This is a genomic window from Plantactinospora alkalitolerans (assembly GCF_015690345.1).
GTDB lineage: Bacteria > Actinomycetota > Actinomycetes > Mycobacteriales > Micromonosporaceae > Plantactinospora > Plantactinospora alkalitolerans.
In genome coordinates this window covers 1-18,122 of sequence record NZ_JADPUN010000217.1, presented here as the reverse complement: position 1 = coordinate 18,122, position 18,122 = coordinate 1, and the positions used below count along the sequence as shown (strand labels likewise).

The following is an 18,122-nucleotide window of genomic DNA, read 5'->3' as shown; positions in this document are numbered from 1 at the left end:
CACTGCCGGCATCCAGGCCGCCGCCATCTGCCTGCCGTTCATCGTCACCACCCGGGCCGGCGCGGTCGCGGTGTGACCGCGTTCGGGATCGGGTTCGGCGTGGCCAGCCTCGCCGCTCTCGCCCTGCTCGCCGACTGGTACGGCACCGTCGGCTACGCCACCATCGCCGGCGTCCTCGCCACTCCCGTCACCCTCGCCAAAGCCGGCGCGCCCCTGGCGCCGCCGCCCTGCTGACCACCACCGGCGGCTACACCGCCGTCCTGCTCGCCATCGGCGGCACCTGCGCCATCGCCGCCGTCGGCATCTGCGGCAGGGCCGCGAGCAGTTCCCCGGTGGCCGGCGTGTGAGAAGACCGTCGGCCCCGCGTGGTTGACTCCCCGCCATGGCCACGGTGAACTGGGAACGCGAGCCCGGCGAGAAGATTGAGGAGTTCGTCGCCGCCCTGTTGCTGTTCGCCCACCCGCACGGCAACCACATCACCCCTTCCAGCGGCGACCGGGGCGTCGACGTGCGGGTGTGGAATCCCGACGGTTACGACATCTACCAGGTCAAGCGGTACGCCCGTCCACTCACCTCCCGGCAGGCGACCATGATCGAAGAATCGTGGAACACCTTCGTCGCGCAGACCCTGCCGGTGCTTCCGGTCCGCTCCTGGACCCTGGTCACGCCGTGGAATCCGAGCAACGAACGGCTCGACTGGCTGCGGGGCCTGACCGACGGGCACGACTTCCCCGTCCACTGGATGGGCGGCCGGACCCTCGACGCTATGGCCTCGCAGCGGCCGTCCCTGGTCGACTACTACTTCGGCGACGGCGGCGAACGCTGGCACCGGCTGATGGCCGAGGCGCTGCACGCCGGCCGAGACGCTCCCCCAGGTGCAGCCGGACAGGACCTGCTCGAGGCCGTCATCACCCGCCACCGAAGCCTGACCGCCTCCCTCAACGAGGTCGATCCGTTCTATCGCTACGAGCTGGAGATCCGGGCCGGCGACCTGCGTGACCACCCCTTCGACGCCGACCTGCGACCCGACTCCGCTGTCGCGGAGGTGCAGTACCGGCAGCTCGACCCGGGGCATTTCCAGGTGATGCGGATCGTGCCGCTGTGCGCGGAGTCGACCCGCCTGCGCCCGATCACCACCTCGCTGCGGCTCGAAGTCGCCACCGGATCGGCCGAACACCAGGCGGTCGAGGAATTCCGCCATTTCGGCGCCCCGATCCAGGCAATCCCCGGCACCGTCACCGAGACCACCGGACCGCCCGGCCACGACCACGCCACAGGCGACGGCCTGTTCAGCATCATGCCCCTGGCCAGCCCCGATGACCTCCCGGACCTTGAGGTCCGTCTCGTCACTGCCAACGGATTCCTGCTCCACACGCTCGACCTCGTCGACGTGGCACTGTCTCGTGGCATCAGCGGCCCGGGAATGTGGCTCTCCGGCCGGGACCGTAGTGGCGCCCTACAGTTCCGGTTCTACATGAACGGACCCGACGGCGACGAAGTCCGCATCCAGGCGAGCTCTCTGGCGGGCAAGACCCCAGCCGACGTGTTGCCGGCGATACGGATGGCAGCGGACTTCGTCGACGGCAACGGCATCCTGCTCGCCGTACGCGGTGGCAGGCTCCTGACCTCTGCCTGGGATGTGACCGACTCCGCGCTGCGGGCCAACGCCCGGTGGCACGTCACGCTCCTCGACGCGCTCCAGGCCATCCAACGCCACACCTACCAGCGGGTGACGATCCCCGACCTGGAGACGATCCCGGCCGACGACATCGAGACCATCCTGCGCACCGGTCGTCTCCTACGGGGCGAGCGGATCGAGGCCCCGTGGACGGAGGTGACGCTGACTGTCGTCACGCCGGGCAGGCTCCCCTCGACCGACGCCGAGTTCAGTCTCATCTCCGAGTGGCCCCTCACCGTACGGCTGGGCGACCGGGAGATCACCATCGCGGCGAAGCGTCGTGTGCTGTACCAGGCGGCTCGGGTCGCCGATCCGGCCGAGATCGCCTCGGCCGAACCCGGCGCCACACTCCGACTACTTCCCGGCTCCACCGACCAGGCCGTGATCGTCGCCGTGCCCGTCGACCCCCACATCCACACGACCGGCGCCAGCGGCGAGACCTCCAACTCCGGGAGGTAGGGCCTCAGCAGGCCAGCCGAAGAAACGCGTAATCCGCGTCCGCGTCCGCGCCCACCCCGGGATCGTCGCGGAGACGAAGCTGCACTGGTGCTCTAGGCCGGCGTACCCCAAGCCGGGCACCGTGGTCTGTCCCCGGGCTGGTCGATGATCAGCGGTTCGGCACGTGTCAGTCAGGCGAAGATGCGGAGCGCCGTGCAATCCCGCCTGGGCAAGCTGCTCGACCGGCTCGTAGCCGATGCAGGCTCTGTCACCACCGCCGAATCCACCACCGGCCGGCGCGGATAATCCTGTGCTCCCAATTTGCTCCCAAGGTAAGGGCCAGATACAGAATGGCTCGTTACCGATGATCCGGTAACGAGCCATTTGACCTGCATATATAACTGGTGGGCGATACTGGGTTTGAACCAGTGACCTCTTCCGTGTCAAGGAAGCGCGCTCCCACTGCGCCAATCGCCCTCGTTGATACCGAGGTGGAGACGGGATTTGAACCCGTGTACACGGCTTTGCAGGCCGTTGCCTCGCCTCTCGGCCACTCCACCGAGGTAGCCCCCGACTTGTGGCGGCATCTCCGAGCGGACGACGGGACTCGAACCCGCGACCCTCACCTTGGCAAGGTGATGCGCTACCAACTGCGCTACGTCCGCTTGTCTCCGGTGTTTCCTGGTGACGGATGAGAACTTTAGCCGAGGCCGCGAACAGATGCCAACTCGGGGGCCGGTGGGCAGGTCACCAGGGGTTTCAGCAGTCGGTGCCAACCCCAACCGGGCACCGGGCCGCAGGGCGGACAGATGGCCGCGCCGCCACCCCCAGAGCTTCCTAGGAACCTGGGGTTCTGCGGGATGGCGGCGCGGCGGGATGGCGGCGCGGCGGGACGGCGGCGCGGCGGGACGGACGGTTACTTCGGGGCGTTCAGGTCGTCAAGCGCCTGGACCGCGCCACGGTGCAGGAGTACCGGCTCAGTTTTGCGAGCGGTGTCCAGGCTGATCTCCTTGGCCGCCGCGGTGGCCTGTTCCAGTTGGGGCTTCCGGTCGAACAGGGTCTTGGTCAGCACACAGACCACGTTGGCGTCGAGGGTGTCCTTCACCAGCAGGACGTTCGGCACGACGATGGTCTTGACGTCCGCCGGGGTGCCGTACGTCGTGGCCGGGATCGCGCCTTCCTCGTACACCGGGTTGATTTTCTTCATCTCGGCCAACAGGGGCGTGATGTCCAGGAAAGCTACCTGGCCCTTGGCAGTGGTGAGCAGATCCGTGATGCCGGGGGTCGGCAGGCCACCGGACCAGAACAGCGCGTCGACCGAGCCGTCCTTCATCCCGTCGACGGTCTTCGTCAGGTCCAGCCGTTGCGCCTGGATGTCCTTTGCCGGGTCGAGCCCGGCGGCCTGGAGCAGGCGGTTGGCGATGACCTCGGTACCCGACTTCGGCGAGCCGGTGGAGACGCGCTTGCCCCGCATGTCGGCCACCGAGTTGATCCCGGCGCCGTTGCGCACGATCACCTGGGTGAAGTTGGTGTGGATCCGGGCCAGCGCCTGCACCGGCTGCTTCTGCCCCTCGAAGCTGCCGGTGCCCTGCACCGCGTCGGCGGCGGTATCGGCGAGCGAGAACGCCACGGCGTACGTACCGGCGACGAGCTGCTGGATGTTCTGTACCGATGCCCCGGTCTCGGCCGCCGTCGCCTTGACCTTGCTGCCCGGAGCGCTGGAGACCTGCTCGGCGTAGGCGTTGCCGAGCGCGAAGTAGACGCCGGTGGCGTTGCCGGTCGCGATGCCGATCCGGGTTTCCGTGGCGACCTCGCAGGTGACCTCGCCACCGGCGTCGCTCGTGCCCGCGTCCTGTCGTCCACCGCAGCCGGCGAGTCCAGTCAGGCCCAGCACGGTGGCTGTGACCGCTGCCAGGATCCTCGTTGCACGCTTCATTTCGCTTCCTCTCCCGAGCTCGAACCGAACTCCTGTCCCCTCGAACCGGACTCCTGTCCCCTCGAACCGGACTCCTGTCCCCTCGAACCGGTGACCTTCCCCTCGGCGGCCGGCTCGCCGCCTCCGGCCGTACTGTCACGATCCGCCGGCCCAGCCGGATCCGTACCGCCCTGGTCCGCCGACTCCTCCGACGTCGTACCGGCCGGACCGGCGGGGTCTGCTTTCGCCGTGCGGCGGCGCCGGGCCAGTGCGGTCAGTACGGCGATCGCGATCAGTGCGACCCCGACCGCGATGGAGACCGGGTGCAGGTAGAGCAGCAGCAGGCCGGCCAGCGCCGCGAGGACCCGCTCGAACCGCCGAGCGGGCCCCACGCCGAGCAGCCAGCCACCGGTCGCCACCGCCAGCGCCGCCACCCCTAGGCAGCCGACCAGGCCCGCCCAGAGCACCTCCAGCGGCGCGCCACGGCCGAGCAGGTACTCCCCTGGGCCGGTGAGCACGAACGCGATCGGTGCGAGGAAGGCCGGCAGGGCGTACTTCAGGGCCTGCCACATGGTCGGTACCGTGCGGCCGCCGGTGATCGCCGCCGCACCCACCGCGGCCAGCGCGGTGGGCGGGGTGACCTCGGACAGCACCGAGTAGTAGAAGACGAACATCGCCGCGGCCGGCGCCGGCACGCCCAGCGCCAGCAACGCCGGGCCGATGATCACCCAGCCGATGATGAAGGAGGCGGTGACCGGAACGGCGAGGCCGAGCAGCGACAGCGCGATCGCGGCGAACACCACGGTCAGCGCCAGTACGACGGTGGGATTGTCGGCCAGCGCCTGGGCACCGCGGACCAGTAGCGAGGCGAACTGCGCGCCCAACCCGGTCTTGGTGGTGGTGGCGGTGATGATGCCGGCCGCCGCGCACACCGCCACGACCGGGAGCACACCCCGCACGCCCGCGGCGAGCGCGGCGAAGAGCCGCCGGGGGGTCAACCAGCTGCGTCGGTCGAGGAACGACAGCACCACCGCCAGCCCGGTCGCGTAGACCACCGCCCGGGTCGCACTCACCCCGACCGCCAGCAGTACGACGATCACGACCAGCGAGGAGAAGTGGTAGCCGAACCGGGCCAGCAGCCGCCACGCGGAGCCGGCGGCCACCTCGACCGGCCGTACCTTGAACCGGCGCGCGTCGATCTCGACGGCGAGCAGGATGCCGAGGTAGTAGAGGACGGTCGGGATCACCGCCCAGCCGAGCACGGTCAGGTAGGAGACCTCGAGGTATTCCGCGACGATGAAGGCGGCGGCGCCAAGGGTCGGCGGGGAGAGGATCGCGCCCACGCCGGCCGCCGCGAGCATGCCGCCGGCATGTTCGGCGGGATAGCCGGCCCGGCGCAGGATCGGCCAGGTGACCGCGCCGACGCTGACCGCCGTGGCCGTACCCGAGCCGGAGACCGTGCCGAGCAGGAACCCGGAGGCGACCGCGGTGCGGCCGGCGGCGCTGCGGGATCGGCGGAACGCGGCGACCGACAGGTCGACGAAGAACCGACCGGCGCCGGAGAGGTCGAGCACGGCGCCGTAGATGGTGAACAGCACGATGTAGGTGGCCGCGACGTCCAGCGGCGTGCCGTAGAACCCGCTGGCGGAGTTGTAGAACGCGTCGACGATCTGTCCGAAGTCGAGGCCCGCGTGGGCCACGGCCCAGGTCTGCGGCAGCAGGCCGCCGTAGTAGCCGTAGCCGAGGAAGACCAGGCAGACCACCGGCAGGATCCATCCGGTGGTACGGCGGCACGCCTCCACCAGCAGCACCAGCAGCAGGGCGCCCATCACCACGTCCACCGGTGCGAGCAGACCCTGTCGATCGAGGAAGGCGTCGTAGCCACCGCCCGCGTTCCCGAACGTGAGTGGGACCACCGGGTAGAGACAGACCACCAGCGCCAACCCGGCCAGCAGCCAGTCGGCCACCGTCGGCAGGTCACGCCGAGACGGGGACGGGCCGTCCGGATCGGGTACGCGCGGAGCCAGCCGCGCCGGCAGCCGGCTCGTCAGCCGGTCCGGCAGCCGCAGACCCGACCGGTACGCGAGGAAGACCAGCGGAAGTACGCCGGCCAGGAAGACGATCAGGTAGAACTGGCTGCCCTGCGACAGGGGACGGAACACCTGCCACAGCACCAGCAGTGCCACCGCGAACGCGACCGCCGCGACACCGTGGTCGACGGGGCCGGTGAGTCGGCGGGCGGGGCGTTCCTCGTCGTCGAACGTCACCGCGGCGTCGGCCACCCCGGGGGTGGCCAAGGCAACCGGCGCGACACGGACCGGGCCTGGATCACGGGCCGGGCCTGGATCACGGGCCGGGCCTGGATCACGGGCCGGGCCTGGATCACGGGCCGGGCCTGGATCACGGGCCGGGCCTGGATCACGGGCCGGGCCTGTGGGCTGCGGGTCGGACCCGGCGGCCGTTCGTTCCAGGGTGGACTCGGCTGGCGCCGCTCCCGGCTCGACGTCCGCCGCCGGAGGGATCTTGGCCACACCGTCTGGCATGAGCGGACACTACTATGCGGTACCGATCATGGCCGATCTTCGTGGGCTGGGCGGTTGGCTCGGCGGGCCGGGCGGTTGGGCTGGTGCGCCAGCCGGTTTCCGCTCTCGGAACGAGTTCGTTCGCGCGTTCCGACCGGCCGTTCCCGTCGATGTCGAACCGGCCTGGACCTGGTCCGCAGCCCCGCTTCCACCGTCGGCGTCGTGACGCTTCTGATGTGCTAGTGGACAGTCTGACCCGGTAGTAACTTATCCGACGTGTTGATAGCTTATTGTGCTGGCCGGAATGGGCTAACGTAGCCGCGTGACGAGACGTGCGGCCGAGGTGCGTTTGGATTCGCTGCTGCGCACCGCCTGCGACGTGATCGCGACGCGCGGGCTGGCGAATACCCGTACGGCCGACGTGGCCCAGGCCGCCGGGGTCAGCCAGGCGCTGGTCTTCTACCACTTTGCCACGAAGGAGCGACTCGTCGCCCAGGCCTTCGCGTACGCCGCCGAGCAGGATCTGGCTCGGCTCGACGCGGTGCACCGGTCCACCGCCACCCCGCTGGTCAAGCTCAAGAAGCTGCTCCGGCTGTACGCCCCGCCGGGGCGGCCCCGGTCGTGGGCGATGTGGATCGACGGGTGGTCCGAGTCGCTGCGCACCCCGGAGCTGGAGAAGGTCTCCCGGCGGTTGGACCTGCGTCGACGGGAAGGGCTCGGTGAGGTGATCGCGGCCGGGGTCGAGGACGGCGTCTTCACCTGTGACGATCCGGCCGGAGCCGCCTGGCGGATCAACGCCCTGATCGACGGGCTCGCCGTGCAACTGGCGGTGCACGACCGGGTGATCCTCCGGCGCCAGCTCACCGAGTGGGTACGGCTCTCCGTCGCCCGCGAGCTCGGCCTGGTCGCCGGGCAACTGGACTGACGCGCCCGACAGCCGTCGCGCCGGGCCGAGCCGACCAGGCCCACCCCGTACAGCCGAGCCGACCCGCCGGGTCCGACTCCCGGCAGTTCCAGCGCCGGCCGGCGTACCGGGGGCAGAATCGGGTGATGGACCTGCTGCGAACGTACCGGCGAACCCTCACCGAGTTCGCCGACCAGGTCGGCCGGGTCGGTGCCGACCAGTGGGCCGGGCCCACCCCGTGCGGGGACTGGGATGTCCGGATGTTGGTCAACCACGTGGTCGGGGAGGACCGCTGGTCGGTGCCGCTGTTCGGCGGCGCGTCGCTGGCCGAGGTCGGTGACCGGTTCGCGGGCGACCTGTTGGGCGACGATCCGGCCGCCTCGGCGCGGGATGCCGCCGAGGCGGCCGACCGCGCGGTGAGCGAGCCCGGGGCGCTGGACCGCATGGTGGAGTTGTCGGCCGGGCCTACGGCCGGCCGGGAGTACCTGTACCAGTTGATGGCCGAGCACCTGGTACACGGCTGGGATCTGATGGTCGCCGTCGGCACCGAACCCCGGCTCGACGCCGAGGCCGTCCGGGAGTGCGCCCGGTGGTTCGCCGACCGGGTGTCGATGTACCGGGCCGACGGCCTGGTCGAGCCGGGCGTACCGGTGCCATCGGACGCGAGCGAGCAGGACCGGTTGGTCGCCGCGTTCGGCCGCGATCCGGGCTGGCGCCCGAAGTCGTGACCGCCGGTGGACGACTGCCGCCCGCGAACGGACGGACATCCCGCCGACGGGCGGGCCCGCGCGGGCGCCTAGGGACACGGCTCCGGACGGCGGCAGGCAGGTTATTCGGCCGGTCCGCCCTATGAATCGATTCATTCTACCCGGCCGACGGGGCCGGTCCACCGCACACCATCGAGGGAGGGACCGACCTCCGTTGACAGGCACCAACCCTCGGGGGTACTTTCGTGCCGCTTGTTGAATGGTTTCACACGCCTCGCCATCGAGGTACGTGTGCGCGCCCCTTGGGTGTGGCCGCCACGAGCCGATGGGATGTCGACCATGACAACTGGAACTCTGCACCGGCCACCGCCCCGACCCGCCACCCCCGGCGACGGCGCGACCCCGGCCCGGCCCCGAAACCGCCGTAACCAACCCGGAATCGCGTACCTCTTCCTCTCCCCGTGGGTCTGCGGGGCGCTGCTGCTGACCGTCGGCCCGATGCTCGCCTCGCTCTACCTCTCGTTCACCGACTACGACCTGTTCACCAGTCCTGAGTGGGTGGGCCTGGAGAACTACAAGCGGCTCTTCACCGACGACGCACGCTTCCTGGCGTCGGCCAAGGTGACCGCGGCGTACGTGTTGATCTCCGTACCGCTGAAGCTGGCCGCCGCCCTCACGGTGGCGCTGCTGCTCAACCGCAACCGGCGCGGACAGGGGTTCTACCGGTCCGCCTTCTACGCGCCGTCGCTGCTCGGCACCGGCGTGGCGATCGCACTGGTGTGGCGGGCCATGTTCACCGACAGCGGCGTGGTCGACTCGGCCACCGGCGTCTTCGGCTGGGACACCGGCGGCTGGATCAACGAGCCCGACTACGCGCTCTACGTGCTGATCATCCTGGCCATCTGGCAGTTCGGCGCCCCGATGGTCATCTTCCTGGCCGGGCTGAAGCAGATCCCGACGGAGCTCTACGACGCCGCTGCGGTCGACGGTTCGGGGCGATGGCGGACGTTCCGCTCGGTGACGCTGCCGATGCTCTCCCCGATCATCCTGTTCAACCTGGTGCTGGAGACCATCCACGCCTTCCAGGCGTTCACCCCGGCGTTCATCGTCAGCGGTGGCCGGGGCGGTCCGAGCAACTCGACGCTGTTCTACACGCTCTACCTCTACGAGCGCGGGTTCTCCCAGTTCCGGATGGGCTACGCCTCGGCGATGGCCTGGCTGCTCCTGCTCGTCATCGCCATCATCACGGCGGTGTTCTTCGGCACCTCGCGCCGCTGGGTGTTCTACTCCGGGGAGGACCGGTGACCACGCTCCAGGATGGGCGGTCGTCCCGGCCGCACGGGCCGGACGTACGGCCGACCTCGGGCCGGCGACCGGGCGCGCCGGCCGCCCGACTCCGGCAGATCGGCTGGCACGCGCTGATCATCGGAACACTGGCCCTGCTGCTGTACCCGGTGGTCTGGCTGCTGGCCACCTCGATCAAGCCGACCGACGAGATCCTCTCCAGCCTCAGCCTGCTGCCCAGCCGGCTGGCCCCGGAGAACTACACCGCCGCACTGGACGGGATCGCCGGGATCGGCGTCTGGCAGTTCTTCGGCAACTCGATGATCGTCGCGGTCGGCTCGGTGATCGGCAACCTGGTCTCCTGCGCGCTCGCCGCGTACGCCTTCGCCCGGCTCCGCTTCCGGCTGCGCGGACCCCTGTTCGCGTTCACGCTGCTGACCATCATGCTGCCGTACCACGTGGTGCTGATCCCGCAGTACACGATCTTCCAGAAGCTGGACCTGGTCGGCACCTTCGTCCCACTGATCCTGCCGAAGCTGCTGGCCACCGACGCGTTCTTCGTCTTCCTGATGGTGCAGTTCATCCGGGGCCTACCCCGCGAGCTGGACGACGCGGCGGAGATCGACGGCTGCGGGCCGGTGCTCACCTTCCGCTACGTGATCCTGCCGCTGCTGAAGCCGGCGCTGGTCACCACCGCCATCTTCACCTTCATCTGGACCTGGAACGACTTCTTCAGCCAGCTCGTCTACCTCAACGATCCGGAGTCGTACACAGTGCCGCTGGCGCTGCGGCTCTTCATCGACCAGACCAGCGAGTCGGCGTTCGGCCCGATGTTCGCCATGTCGGTGCTGAGCATCGTGCCGGTGATGCTGTTCTTCCTGGCCTTCCAGCGCTATCTGGTGGAGGGCATCGCCACCTCGGGTCTGAAGGGCTGACCACCGCATTCGGCCGGACCGACCACCGCTCCCGGCCAGGCTGACAACCACCGATCCCGGCCCGGGCGGCGCTGCGTCGGGCCGGCGCTGCGTCGGGCCGGTCAGGACACCGCGACCGGGGCCAGTCCGAGCACCTCGTCCCGGGTCAGTTCGCCGTCCGCGACCACGATCCGGTGCCGGCGTCGCAGCGCCGTGCCGGCCGGAACCGGCAGCGTCCGTTCGAACGCGAGCGCGACGCAGACCCCAGGATAGATCCCGGTCCGCACGAACCAGTGGTCGCCGTCGGCCAGTCCGGTGAAGACCAGGGTGTACGACGCACCGCCGTCGCCCCGGCCGACCAGCGCCAGCCACGGCTCGGTGCTGCCGTTGACCTGATCCTCGCCGTCGGCCGTCGCGGTGAACGTCCGGGCCTGTCCGGGCGCCACCCGCCAGAAGAAGCCGCCGTAGCCGGCGCCGCCCGGCCGGCCGTTGGTGGCCGGGCTGCCGAGCACGACCTCCCGGTCGGCGGGCGCGGTCAGGGTGTATCCGAAGTCGAGCAGCCAGGCGCCCGGCTGCCCGGCCAGCGCGGCCGCGGCGACCCTCCGCTCCTCCACCAGCAGGGTCGCGCCGGCCAGGTCCAGCCAGCGCAGCCGCTGGGCGAGAGCACTGCCGCCGTCCGGTGCGGCTCCGGCGGGGAGCCAACCGTCGTGGAGGATCCGCCCGTGGTCGTCGAGCCAGGTGTAACCGGCGTCCCGGACGTACGTCCGGCCACCCCACAGGTTCGTTCCCGAGACGTCCTGCATGGCGACCGAGACTCCGAGGTGCCAGCGGTGGTCCGCTGGCATCGCGTCCGTCACCGGCGTCCCGCCGAGGGTGCGCACCGGGTGCAGGTACGGCCGGGGCGACCAGCGCGGGTCCACCTCCGGATCGTCGAGGACGTACTCCGCCACCGTCTCGCCGTGCACGCGCAGCCGTACGTCGGTCGGTTCCTCGCCCATCGTCGCCGCCCTCTTCTCGGTCGATCGCCGGCAGGTCGGGAAAGCGCTTCCCTCGGCCGACAGCGTACCGTCGGGAGATCCGGCCGGCGAGCCGCGTTCCGCTGGCCGCCGGCCTCGGCGTGTCCCGGGCCCGGCGGGGGAACCCCAGGGGCTTGGCGGCGCGGCGTACTGTCATCCGCACGGCGGCAGCCCAGGCGTGATGTCGCCGTCCGTACACGCCGCTGCGTTCGCTGCCGGCTAACCTTGACACGTTTCAGCCGGACGAGCGGGCTGCGGAGGGAGACGGTCGTGCCGGGACCAGCGGTGAGCATCCGAGACGTGGCCAGCCAGGCGGGAGTGTCGGTGGGCACGGTCTCCAACGTGCTCAACCGTCCGGACATCGTCGCCGCGTCGACCCGCAACAGGGTGCTGGCCGCGATCAACGACTTGGGTTTCGTGCCGAACGACGCGGCCCGGCAACTGCGCCGGGGCCGGGGTCGCACGCTCGGCCTGGTGGTGCTGGACGTGGCCAACCCGTTCTTCACCGACGTCGCCAAGGGTGTCGAGGACGCCACCGGGGCGGCCGGGATGGCGGTGATCTTCTGCAACAGCGACGGCGACCCGGCCAAGGAGAGCAGATACCTCGACCTGCTGGAGGAACAGCGGGTGCAGGGGGTACTGATCACGCCGGTCGACGACGCCAACGAGCGCCTGGTCCGGCTGCGGGAGCGGGGCGTCCTGGTCATCCTGCTGGACCGGCGCTCGACCCGGCCCGACGTCTGCTCGGTGGCGGTCGACGACCGGCTCGGCGGAGAACTGGCGATCCGGCATCTGGCGGAGGCCGGGCACCGCAGGATCGCCTTCGTCGGCGGCCCGTGGCGGCTGGAGCAGGTGCGGGACCGGTACCACGGCGGTCTGCACGCGCTGCGGGAGGCGGGGCTGACCGAGGAGCACCTGCGCCGGTTCGAGACGCCCAGTCCGACCGTGGCCGCCGGTCGGGACGCGGCATCGCGGATCCTGGGCCTGCCCCGGTCCGCCCGGGCCACCGCGGTCTTCTGCGCCAACGATCTCCTCGCGCTGGGCGTCCTGCAGGAACTCACCCGCCAGCAGGTCCGGGTGCCGGAGGACATCGCGCTGGTCGGCTACGACGACATCGACTTCGCCGCCGCTGCCGCCGTACCGCTCTCCTCGGTACGCCAACCCCGGCAACGGCTGGGCCAGACCGCGGCCCTGTTGATGCTGGACGAGTCGAACAACCCGGATGGCCACCGGCACCAACAGGTGATCTTCGAACCCGAGCTGGTGGTCCGGGAGTCCAGCCAGTTCACCCGGACGCCGAACTGATCCGCCCGTCCCCACGCGGTATCCGGAGCGACCCGGTTTCTTGACAGGCAAGTGGCGTCGCTCGTATGTTGAGGGCCATTCGTTGAAACGGTTCATTCAGGGGAGGCCCGCCGATGCGCCGAGTCTGTTTCGTCCTGCGGGTCCGGCCCGAGCGGCTGGCCGAATATCGGGAACGGCACGCGGAGGTCTGGCCGGAGATGCTGCGGGCCCTCCACGCGGCCGGCTGGCACGACTACTCCCTCTTCCTGCACGACGACGGGCTGCTGGTCGGACACTTCCGCACCGCCGACCTGGCCGCCTCGCTCGCCGCGATGGAACGCACCGAGGTCAACGCCCGGTGGCAGGCTGAAATGGCACCGTTCTTCGTCGACCTGTTCGGGCGGCGCCCCGACGAGGGATTCGTCGTCCTCGACGAGATCTTCAACCTGGACACGCAACTCGCCGCGCTCGACACCCCGGAGGCCCTGACATGACCGAGCGAAGCGAGGAGTCGGCATGACCGAGATCGCCGTCCGGGACGCGCTGCGTGCGCAACGTATCGAAGTGCCCTCCTGGGCGTACGGCAACTCGGGTACCCGGTTCAAGGTGTTCAGCCAGCCCGGCGTGCCGCGTACTCCACAGGAGAAGATCGCCGACGCCGCCCAGGTGCACGCCTTCACCGGAGTGGCGCCGATCGTCTCGCTGCACATCCCGTGGGACCGGGTGGACGACTTCGCCAAACTGGGGTCGTACGCCGCGGAGCAGGGGGTGCGGATCGGCACCATCAACGCCAACGTCTTCCAGGACGACGACTACCGGCTCGGCAGCGTCACCAACCCCGATCCCCGGATCCGCCGCAAGGCCCTCGGCCACCTGCTGGAATGCGTCGACATCATGGACGCCACCGGCTCGGCCGACCTGAAACTGTGGTTCTCCGACGGCACCAACTACCCGGGCCAGGACGACATCCGGGCCCGGCAGGACCGGCTGGCCGAGGCGCTCTCCGCCACCTACGACCGGCTCGGCGACGACCAGCGGATGCTGCTGGAATACAAGTTCTTCGAGCCGGCCTTCTACATGACCGACGTGCCGGACTGGGGCACCGCGTACGCGCACTGCGTACGACTCGGCGAGAAGGCGCAGGTGGTGATCGACACCGGCCACCACGCCCCGGGAACCAACATCGAGTTCATCGTGGCCTTCCTGCTCCGCGAGGGAAAGCTCGGCGCCTTCGACTTCAACTCCCGGTTCTACGCCGACGACGACCTGATGGTCGGCGCGGCCGACCCGTTCCAACTGTTCCGGATCATGCACGAGATCGTCCGGGCCGGTGCGCTGCGCCCCGACTCCGGGGTGAACTTCATGCTCGACCAGTGCCACAACATCGAACCGAAGATCCCGGCCCAGATCCGCTCGGTGATGAACGTGCAGGAGGCCACCGCGAAGGCGCTGCTGGTGGACGCCGAGGCGTTGGCCGCGGCCCAGGCCGCCGGGGACGTACTCGGGGCGAACGGGGTGCTGATGGACGCGTACGACACCGACGTACGCCCGCTGCTGCGCGAGGTCCGCGCGGACCTGGGCCTCGACCCGGAGCCGATGGCCGCGTACGCCCGGTCCGGTTACGCGCAGCGGATCGCCGCCGAGCGGGTCGGCGGCCAGCAGGCCGGCTGGGGGGCCTGAGCGTGGGCGACGAACCAGAGGTCGCCGAGCTGCTCGACCGGGGCCACCGGCTCGGCGCCGACCGGCGCAACACCAACTACGGCGGCGGCAACACCTCGGCCAAGGGGACCGGAAACGACCCGGTCACCGGCGGTCCGGTCGAACTGATCTGGGTGAAGGGCTCCGGCGGCGACATCGGCACCCTCACGGAGGCCGGACTCGCCGTACTCCGGCTGGACCGGCTCCGCGCGCTGACCGACGTCTATCCCGGGATCGAGCGCGAGGACGAGATGGTCGGCGCGTTCGACTACTGCCTGCACGGCCGGGGCGGTGCCGCCCCGTCGATCGACACCGCGATGCACGGGCTGGTCGACGCCGCGCACGTCGACCACCTGCACCCGGACGCCGGTATCGCGCTGGCCACCGCCGCCGACGGACCGGAGCTGACCCGCCGCTGCTTCGGCGACCGGGTGCTCTGGGTGCCGTGGCGGCGGCCCGGTTTCCAGCTCGGCCTGGACATCGCCGCGATCGCCCGGGACAACCCGCAGGCGATCGGCGTGATCCTCGGTGGACACGGCATCACCGCCTGGGGCGCCACCAGCACGGAGTGCGAGGCACGCTCACTGGAGATCATCGAAACCGCCACCCGGTTCCTCGCCGAGCACGGCCGGGCGGAACCGTTCGGCCCGGTGCTACCCGGGTACGAGGCACTTCCGCCCGAGCGCCGACACGACCGGGCCGCCGCGCTGGCCCCGGTGCTGCGCGGGCTGGCCAGCACCGACAGCCGGCGGACCGGACAGTTCCAGGTCGGCCACTTCTCCGACGATCCGGCGGTACTGGACTTCCTGGCCCGCGCCGAACATCCGCGACTGGCCGCGCTCGGCACCTCCTGCCCGGACCACTTCCTCCGGACCAAGATCCGGCCGCTGGTGCTCGACCTGCCGGCGGGAACACCGCTGCCGGACGTACTGGCCCGGCTGCGGGAGTTGCACGAGGCGTACCGGAGGGACTATCGGGACTACTACCAGCGGTTCGCCGGGCCCGACTCCCCCACCATGCGTGGCGCCGATCCGGCGATCGTGCTGGTGCCCGGGGTCGGGATGTTCAGCTTCGGCCGGGACAAGCAGACCGCCCGGGTCGCCGCCGAGTACTACCTCAACGCGATCAACGTGATGCGCGGCGCCGAGGCGGTGTCGACGTACGCCCCGATCGACGAGGCGGAGAAGTTCCGGATCGAGTACTGGCAGCTGGAGGAGGCGAAACTCCAGCGGATGCCGAAGCCGAGGTCGCTGGCCGGACGGATCGCGCTGGTGACCGGTGGCGGCTCCGGCATCGGGGCGGCGATCGCCCGGCGACTCGCCGCCGAGGGCGCCTGCGTCGTGGTCGCCGACCGGAACGTCGAGGCCGCCGCCAGGGTCGCCGGGGAGATCGGCGACGCCGACCGGGCCGTACCGGTGCTGGTCGACGTCACCGATCCGGCCGGCGTCGAGGCGGCCTTCGCCGCCGCCGCGCTCGCCTTCGGCGGAGTCGACCTGGTGGTCAACAATGCCGGTCTGTCCATCTCGAAGTCGCTGCTGGAGACGACCGACGCGGACTGGGACCTCCAGCACGACGTGATGGCCAAGGGTTCGTTCCTGGTCTCCCGGGCCGCCGCCCGGGTGCTGCTCGACCAGGGCCTGGGCGGCGATCTGGTCTACATCTCCAGCAAGAACTCGGTCTTCGCCGGGCCCAACAACATCGCGTACAGCTCGGCAAAGGCCGACCAGGCACACCAGGTACGGCTGCTCGCCGCCGAACTGGGCGTGCACGGCGTCCGGGTCAACGGCGTGAACCCCGACGGGGTGGTACGCGGCTCCGGGATCTTCTCCAGCGGCTGGGGCGCACAGCGGGCCGCCGTGTACGGGGTACCCGAGGAGGAACTGGGTGCCTACTACGCCCGCCGTACCCTGCTCGGGCGTGAGGTGCTTCCGGAGCACGTCGCCAACGCGGTGTTCGCGCTGACCGGTGGCGAACTGTCGCACACGACCGGGCTGCACGTACCGGTCGACTCCGGCGTGGCCGCGGCGTTCCTTCGATGACCGGCCGCGGCGTTCCTTCGATGACCGGCCGCGGCGGGCGTACCGGCCGGCATCGTGTCAGGGTTCGTCACGACGATGGGCGGAGCGAGGCGGGCCGATGAGTTCGCCGCCCTCGCCGGTCAGGTCGACGGCGGTGGCCGCGGTCGATCTCGGTGCGGCCAGTGGCCGGGTGATGCTGGCCGAGGTCGACCGGGACGGGGTGACCCTGACCGAGGTGCACCGGTTCGCCAACGAGCCGGTACGACTGCTCGACACGCTGCACTGGGACGTACCCCGGTTGTACGCCGAGACCCTGACCGGGATCCGGGCGGCGCTGACCCGCCGGCCCGATCTGGCCAGCATCGGGATCGACTCGTGGGCCGTCGACTACGGACTGCTGGACGCCACCGGCGCCCTGGTCGGCAACCCGGTGCACTACCGGGACCGGCGTACCGACGGAGTATCGGACCGGGTGGTCGGCGCGCTCGGCGCGGACTACCTCTATGACACGACCGGGCTGCAACTGCTGCCGTTCAACACCCTGTTCCAGCTCACCGCCGAACTCGGCACCCCGGCGCTGGACCGGGCCGAGACGATGCTGCTGGTCCCCGACCTGCTCGGGTACTGGCTGACCGGCGTTCCGGGCAGCGAGGTCACCAACGCCTCCACCACCCAACTGCTCGACGTGCGTACCCGGCAGTGGTCCTCGGACCTGATCGGTCGGTCCGGTCTGCCGGCCCGGTTGTTCGGCCCGCTGCGTCAGCCCGGCGATCCGGCCGGCGAGCTGCGGCCGGAGGTCCGGGAGGCGGTCGGCGCCGACCGCCCGGTGCCGGTGACCGCGGTCGGTTCGCACGACACCGCCTCCGCCGTCGCCGCGGTTCCGGCCGGGGACGGCCGGTTCGCCTACATCTCCTGCGGCACCTGGTCGCTGGTCGGGGTCGAGCTGGCCGAGCCGGTGCTCTCCGGGGCGAGCCGGACGGCCAACTTCAGCAACGAGGCCGGGGTGGACGGAACGGTCCGCTACCTGCGCAACGTGATGGGCCTCTGGCTGCTCCAGGAGTCGCTGCGGGTGTGGCGGTCGCAGGGGCTCTCCGTCGACCTGACGGAGCTGCTGGCCGCCGCGGCCCGGCAGCCTCCGCTGGCCGCCGTCGTCGACCCGGACGCCCCGGAGTTCCTGCCGCCCGGCGACATGCCCGCCCGGCTGGCCCGGATGTGCGCCCGACATGGCCAGCCGGTGCCGGACGGCCCGGCCGCGCTGACCCGGTGCATCCTGGACAGCCTGGCGCTCGCCCACCGGGCGGCGGTACGGCAGGCGGCGCGGCTGTCCGGACGGGACGTCGAGGTGGTGCACATCGTCGGCGGCGGTGCCCGCAACGAACTGCTCTGCCAGCTCACCGCGGACGCCTGCGGCCTGCCGGTGGTGGCCGGTCCGGTGGAGGCGACCGCGCTGGGCAACGCCCTCGTCCAGGCCCGCGCGCTCGGTGTGCTGACGGGTGGGCTGACCGACCTGCGCGCACTGCTGCGCCGTACCGGATCCACCCGGACCTACCGGCCGACGGCCGACAGTGGAGCCGCCTGGCGAACGGCGGCGGAGCGGGCCGGCATCGCCGCCGGATAGTCGAGCCTTTGTCGACGGGTGGTCCGGGCCGGGGTCGACGGGTGTTCCGGTCCGGGTCTACGGGTGGTGGCGGCCGGGGCCAGCGGGCGGTGGCGGCCGGGGCCAGCGGGCGGTGGCGGCCGGACC

The 18,122-nt window shown here is 70.9% G+C and carries 14 protein-coding genes and 3 tRNA genes; 11 read left to right on the top strand and 6 right to left on the bottom strand.

What is annotated here, in order from left to right:
* Positions 1-72 precede the first annotated feature (72 nt).
* Positions 73-234 (top strand): hypothetical protein, encoded by a 162-nt coding sequence (locus I0C86_RS24565; RefSeq protein ID WP_196203647.1) that lies wholly within the window; start codon positions 73-75, stop codon positions 232-234.
* 148 nt (positions 235-382) lie between these two features.
* Entirely contained in the window at positions 383-2,137 is a 1,755-nt protein-coding gene (locus tag I0C86_RS24560; RefSeq protein WP_196203646.1) for a hypothetical protein, read from the top strand.
* Between the two features lie 381 nt (positions 2,138-2,518).
* Here the strand turns inward: I0C86_RS24560 and I0C86_RS24555 are convergent.
* From I0C86_RS24555 to I0C86_RS24535, 5 genes are all read right to left on the bottom strand, one after another.
* Positions 2,519-2,593, bottom strand: a tRNA-Val gene (locus I0C86_RS24555).
* Between the two features lie 12 nt (positions 2,594-2,605).
* Positions 2,606-2,676, bottom strand: a tRNA-Cys gene (locus I0C86_RS24550).
* 32 nt (positions 2,677-2,708) lie between these two features.
* Positions 2,709-2,781, bottom strand: a tRNA-Gly gene (locus tag I0C86_RS24545).
* Positions 2,782-3,032: 251 nt separating this feature from the next.
* Entirely contained in the window at positions 3,033-4,052 is a 1,020-nt protein-coding gene (locus tag I0C86_RS24540; RefSeq protein WP_196203645.1) for a TAXI family TRAP transporter solute-binding subunit, read from the bottom strand.
* Positions 4,049-6,298, bottom strand: coding sequence for a TRAP transporter permease (locus I0C86_RS24535; RefSeq protein WP_323373826.1), 2,250 nt, complete (start codon positions 6,296-6,298; stop codon positions 4,049-4,051). The genes I0C86_RS24540 and I0C86_RS24535 overlap by 4 nt, the downstream gene beginning before the upstream one ends.
* 577 nt (positions 6,299-6,875) lie before the next feature.
* On the opposite strand from I0C86_RS24535, the gene I0C86_RS24530 reads away from it, so the two are divergent.
* From I0C86_RS24530 to I0C86_RS24520, 4 genes are all read left to right on the top strand, one after another.
* On the top strand, positions 6,876-7,478 hold the full coding sequence (locus tag I0C86_RS24530; protein WP_196203643.1) for a TetR/AcrR family transcriptional regulator: 603 nt from the start codon (positions 6,876-6,878) through the stop codon (positions 7,476-7,478).
* A gap of 125 nt (positions 7,479-7,603) precedes the next feature.
* The gene (locus I0C86_RS24525; RefSeq protein WP_196203642.1) at positions 7,604-8,185 is read left to right on the top strand and encodes a TIGR03086 family metal-binding protein; all 582 of its coding nucleotides are present in this window, start codon (positions 7,604-7,606) and stop codon (positions 8,183-8,185) included.
* Positions 8,186-8,503: 318 nt separating this feature from the next.
* Positions 8,504-9,469, top strand: coding sequence for a carbohydrate ABC transporter permease (locus tag I0C86_RS43675; RefSeq protein WP_230394707.1), 966 nt, complete (start codon positions 8,504-8,506; stop codon positions 9,467-9,469).
* Positions 9,466-10,383 (top strand): carbohydrate ABC transporter permease, encoded by a 918-nt coding sequence (locus I0C86_RS24520; protein ID WP_323373825.1) that lies wholly within the window; start codon positions 9,466-9,468, stop codon positions 10,381-10,383. The genes I0C86_RS43675 and I0C86_RS24520 overlap by 4 nt, the downstream gene beginning before the upstream one ends.
* 101 nt (positions 10,384-10,484) lie before the next feature.
* On the opposite strand, the gene I0C86_RS24515 is transcribed toward I0C86_RS24520, so the two are convergent.
* Positions 10,485-11,360, bottom strand: coding sequence for a DUF6807 domain-containing protein (locus tag I0C86_RS24515; RefSeq protein WP_196203640.1), 876 nt, complete (start codon positions 11,358-11,360; stop codon positions 10,485-10,487).
* 303 nt (positions 11,361-11,663) lie between these two features.
* On the opposite strand from I0C86_RS24515, the gene I0C86_RS24510 reads away from it, so the two are divergent.
* From I0C86_RS24510 to I0C86_RS24490, 5 genes are all read left to right on the top strand, one after another.
* Entirely contained in the window at positions 11,664-12,683 is a 1,020-nt protein-coding gene (locus I0C86_RS24510) for a LacI family DNA-binding transcriptional regulator (protein ID WP_323373824.1), read from the top strand.
* A 113-nt stretch (positions 12,684-12,796) separates the two neighbouring features.
* Positions 12,797-13,156 (top strand): L-rhamnose mutarotase, encoded by a 360-nt coding sequence (locus I0C86_RS24505; protein WP_196203639.1) that lies wholly within the window; start codon positions 12,797-12,799, stop codon positions 13,154-13,156.
* 22 nt (positions 13,157-13,178) lie between these two features.
* Positions 13,179-14,342, top strand: coding sequence for an L-rhamnose isomerase (gene rhaI / locus I0C86_RS24500; RefSeq protein WP_196203638.1), 1,164 nt, complete (start codon positions 13,179-13,181; stop codon positions 14,340-14,342).
* A gap of 2 nt (positions 14,343-14,344) precedes the next feature.
* Positions 14,345-16,399 (top strand): bifunctional aldolase/short-chain dehydrogenase, encoded by a 2,055-nt coding sequence (locus I0C86_RS24495; RefSeq protein ID WP_196203637.1) that lies wholly within the window; start codon positions 14,345-14,347, stop codon positions 16,397-16,399.
* Between the two features lie 97 nt (positions 16,400-16,496).
* Entirely contained in the window at positions 16,497-17,996 is a 1,500-nt protein-coding gene (locus I0C86_RS24490; protein WP_196203636.1) for a rhamnulokinase, read from the top strand.
* Positions 17,997-18,122: the final 126 nt, after the last annotated feature.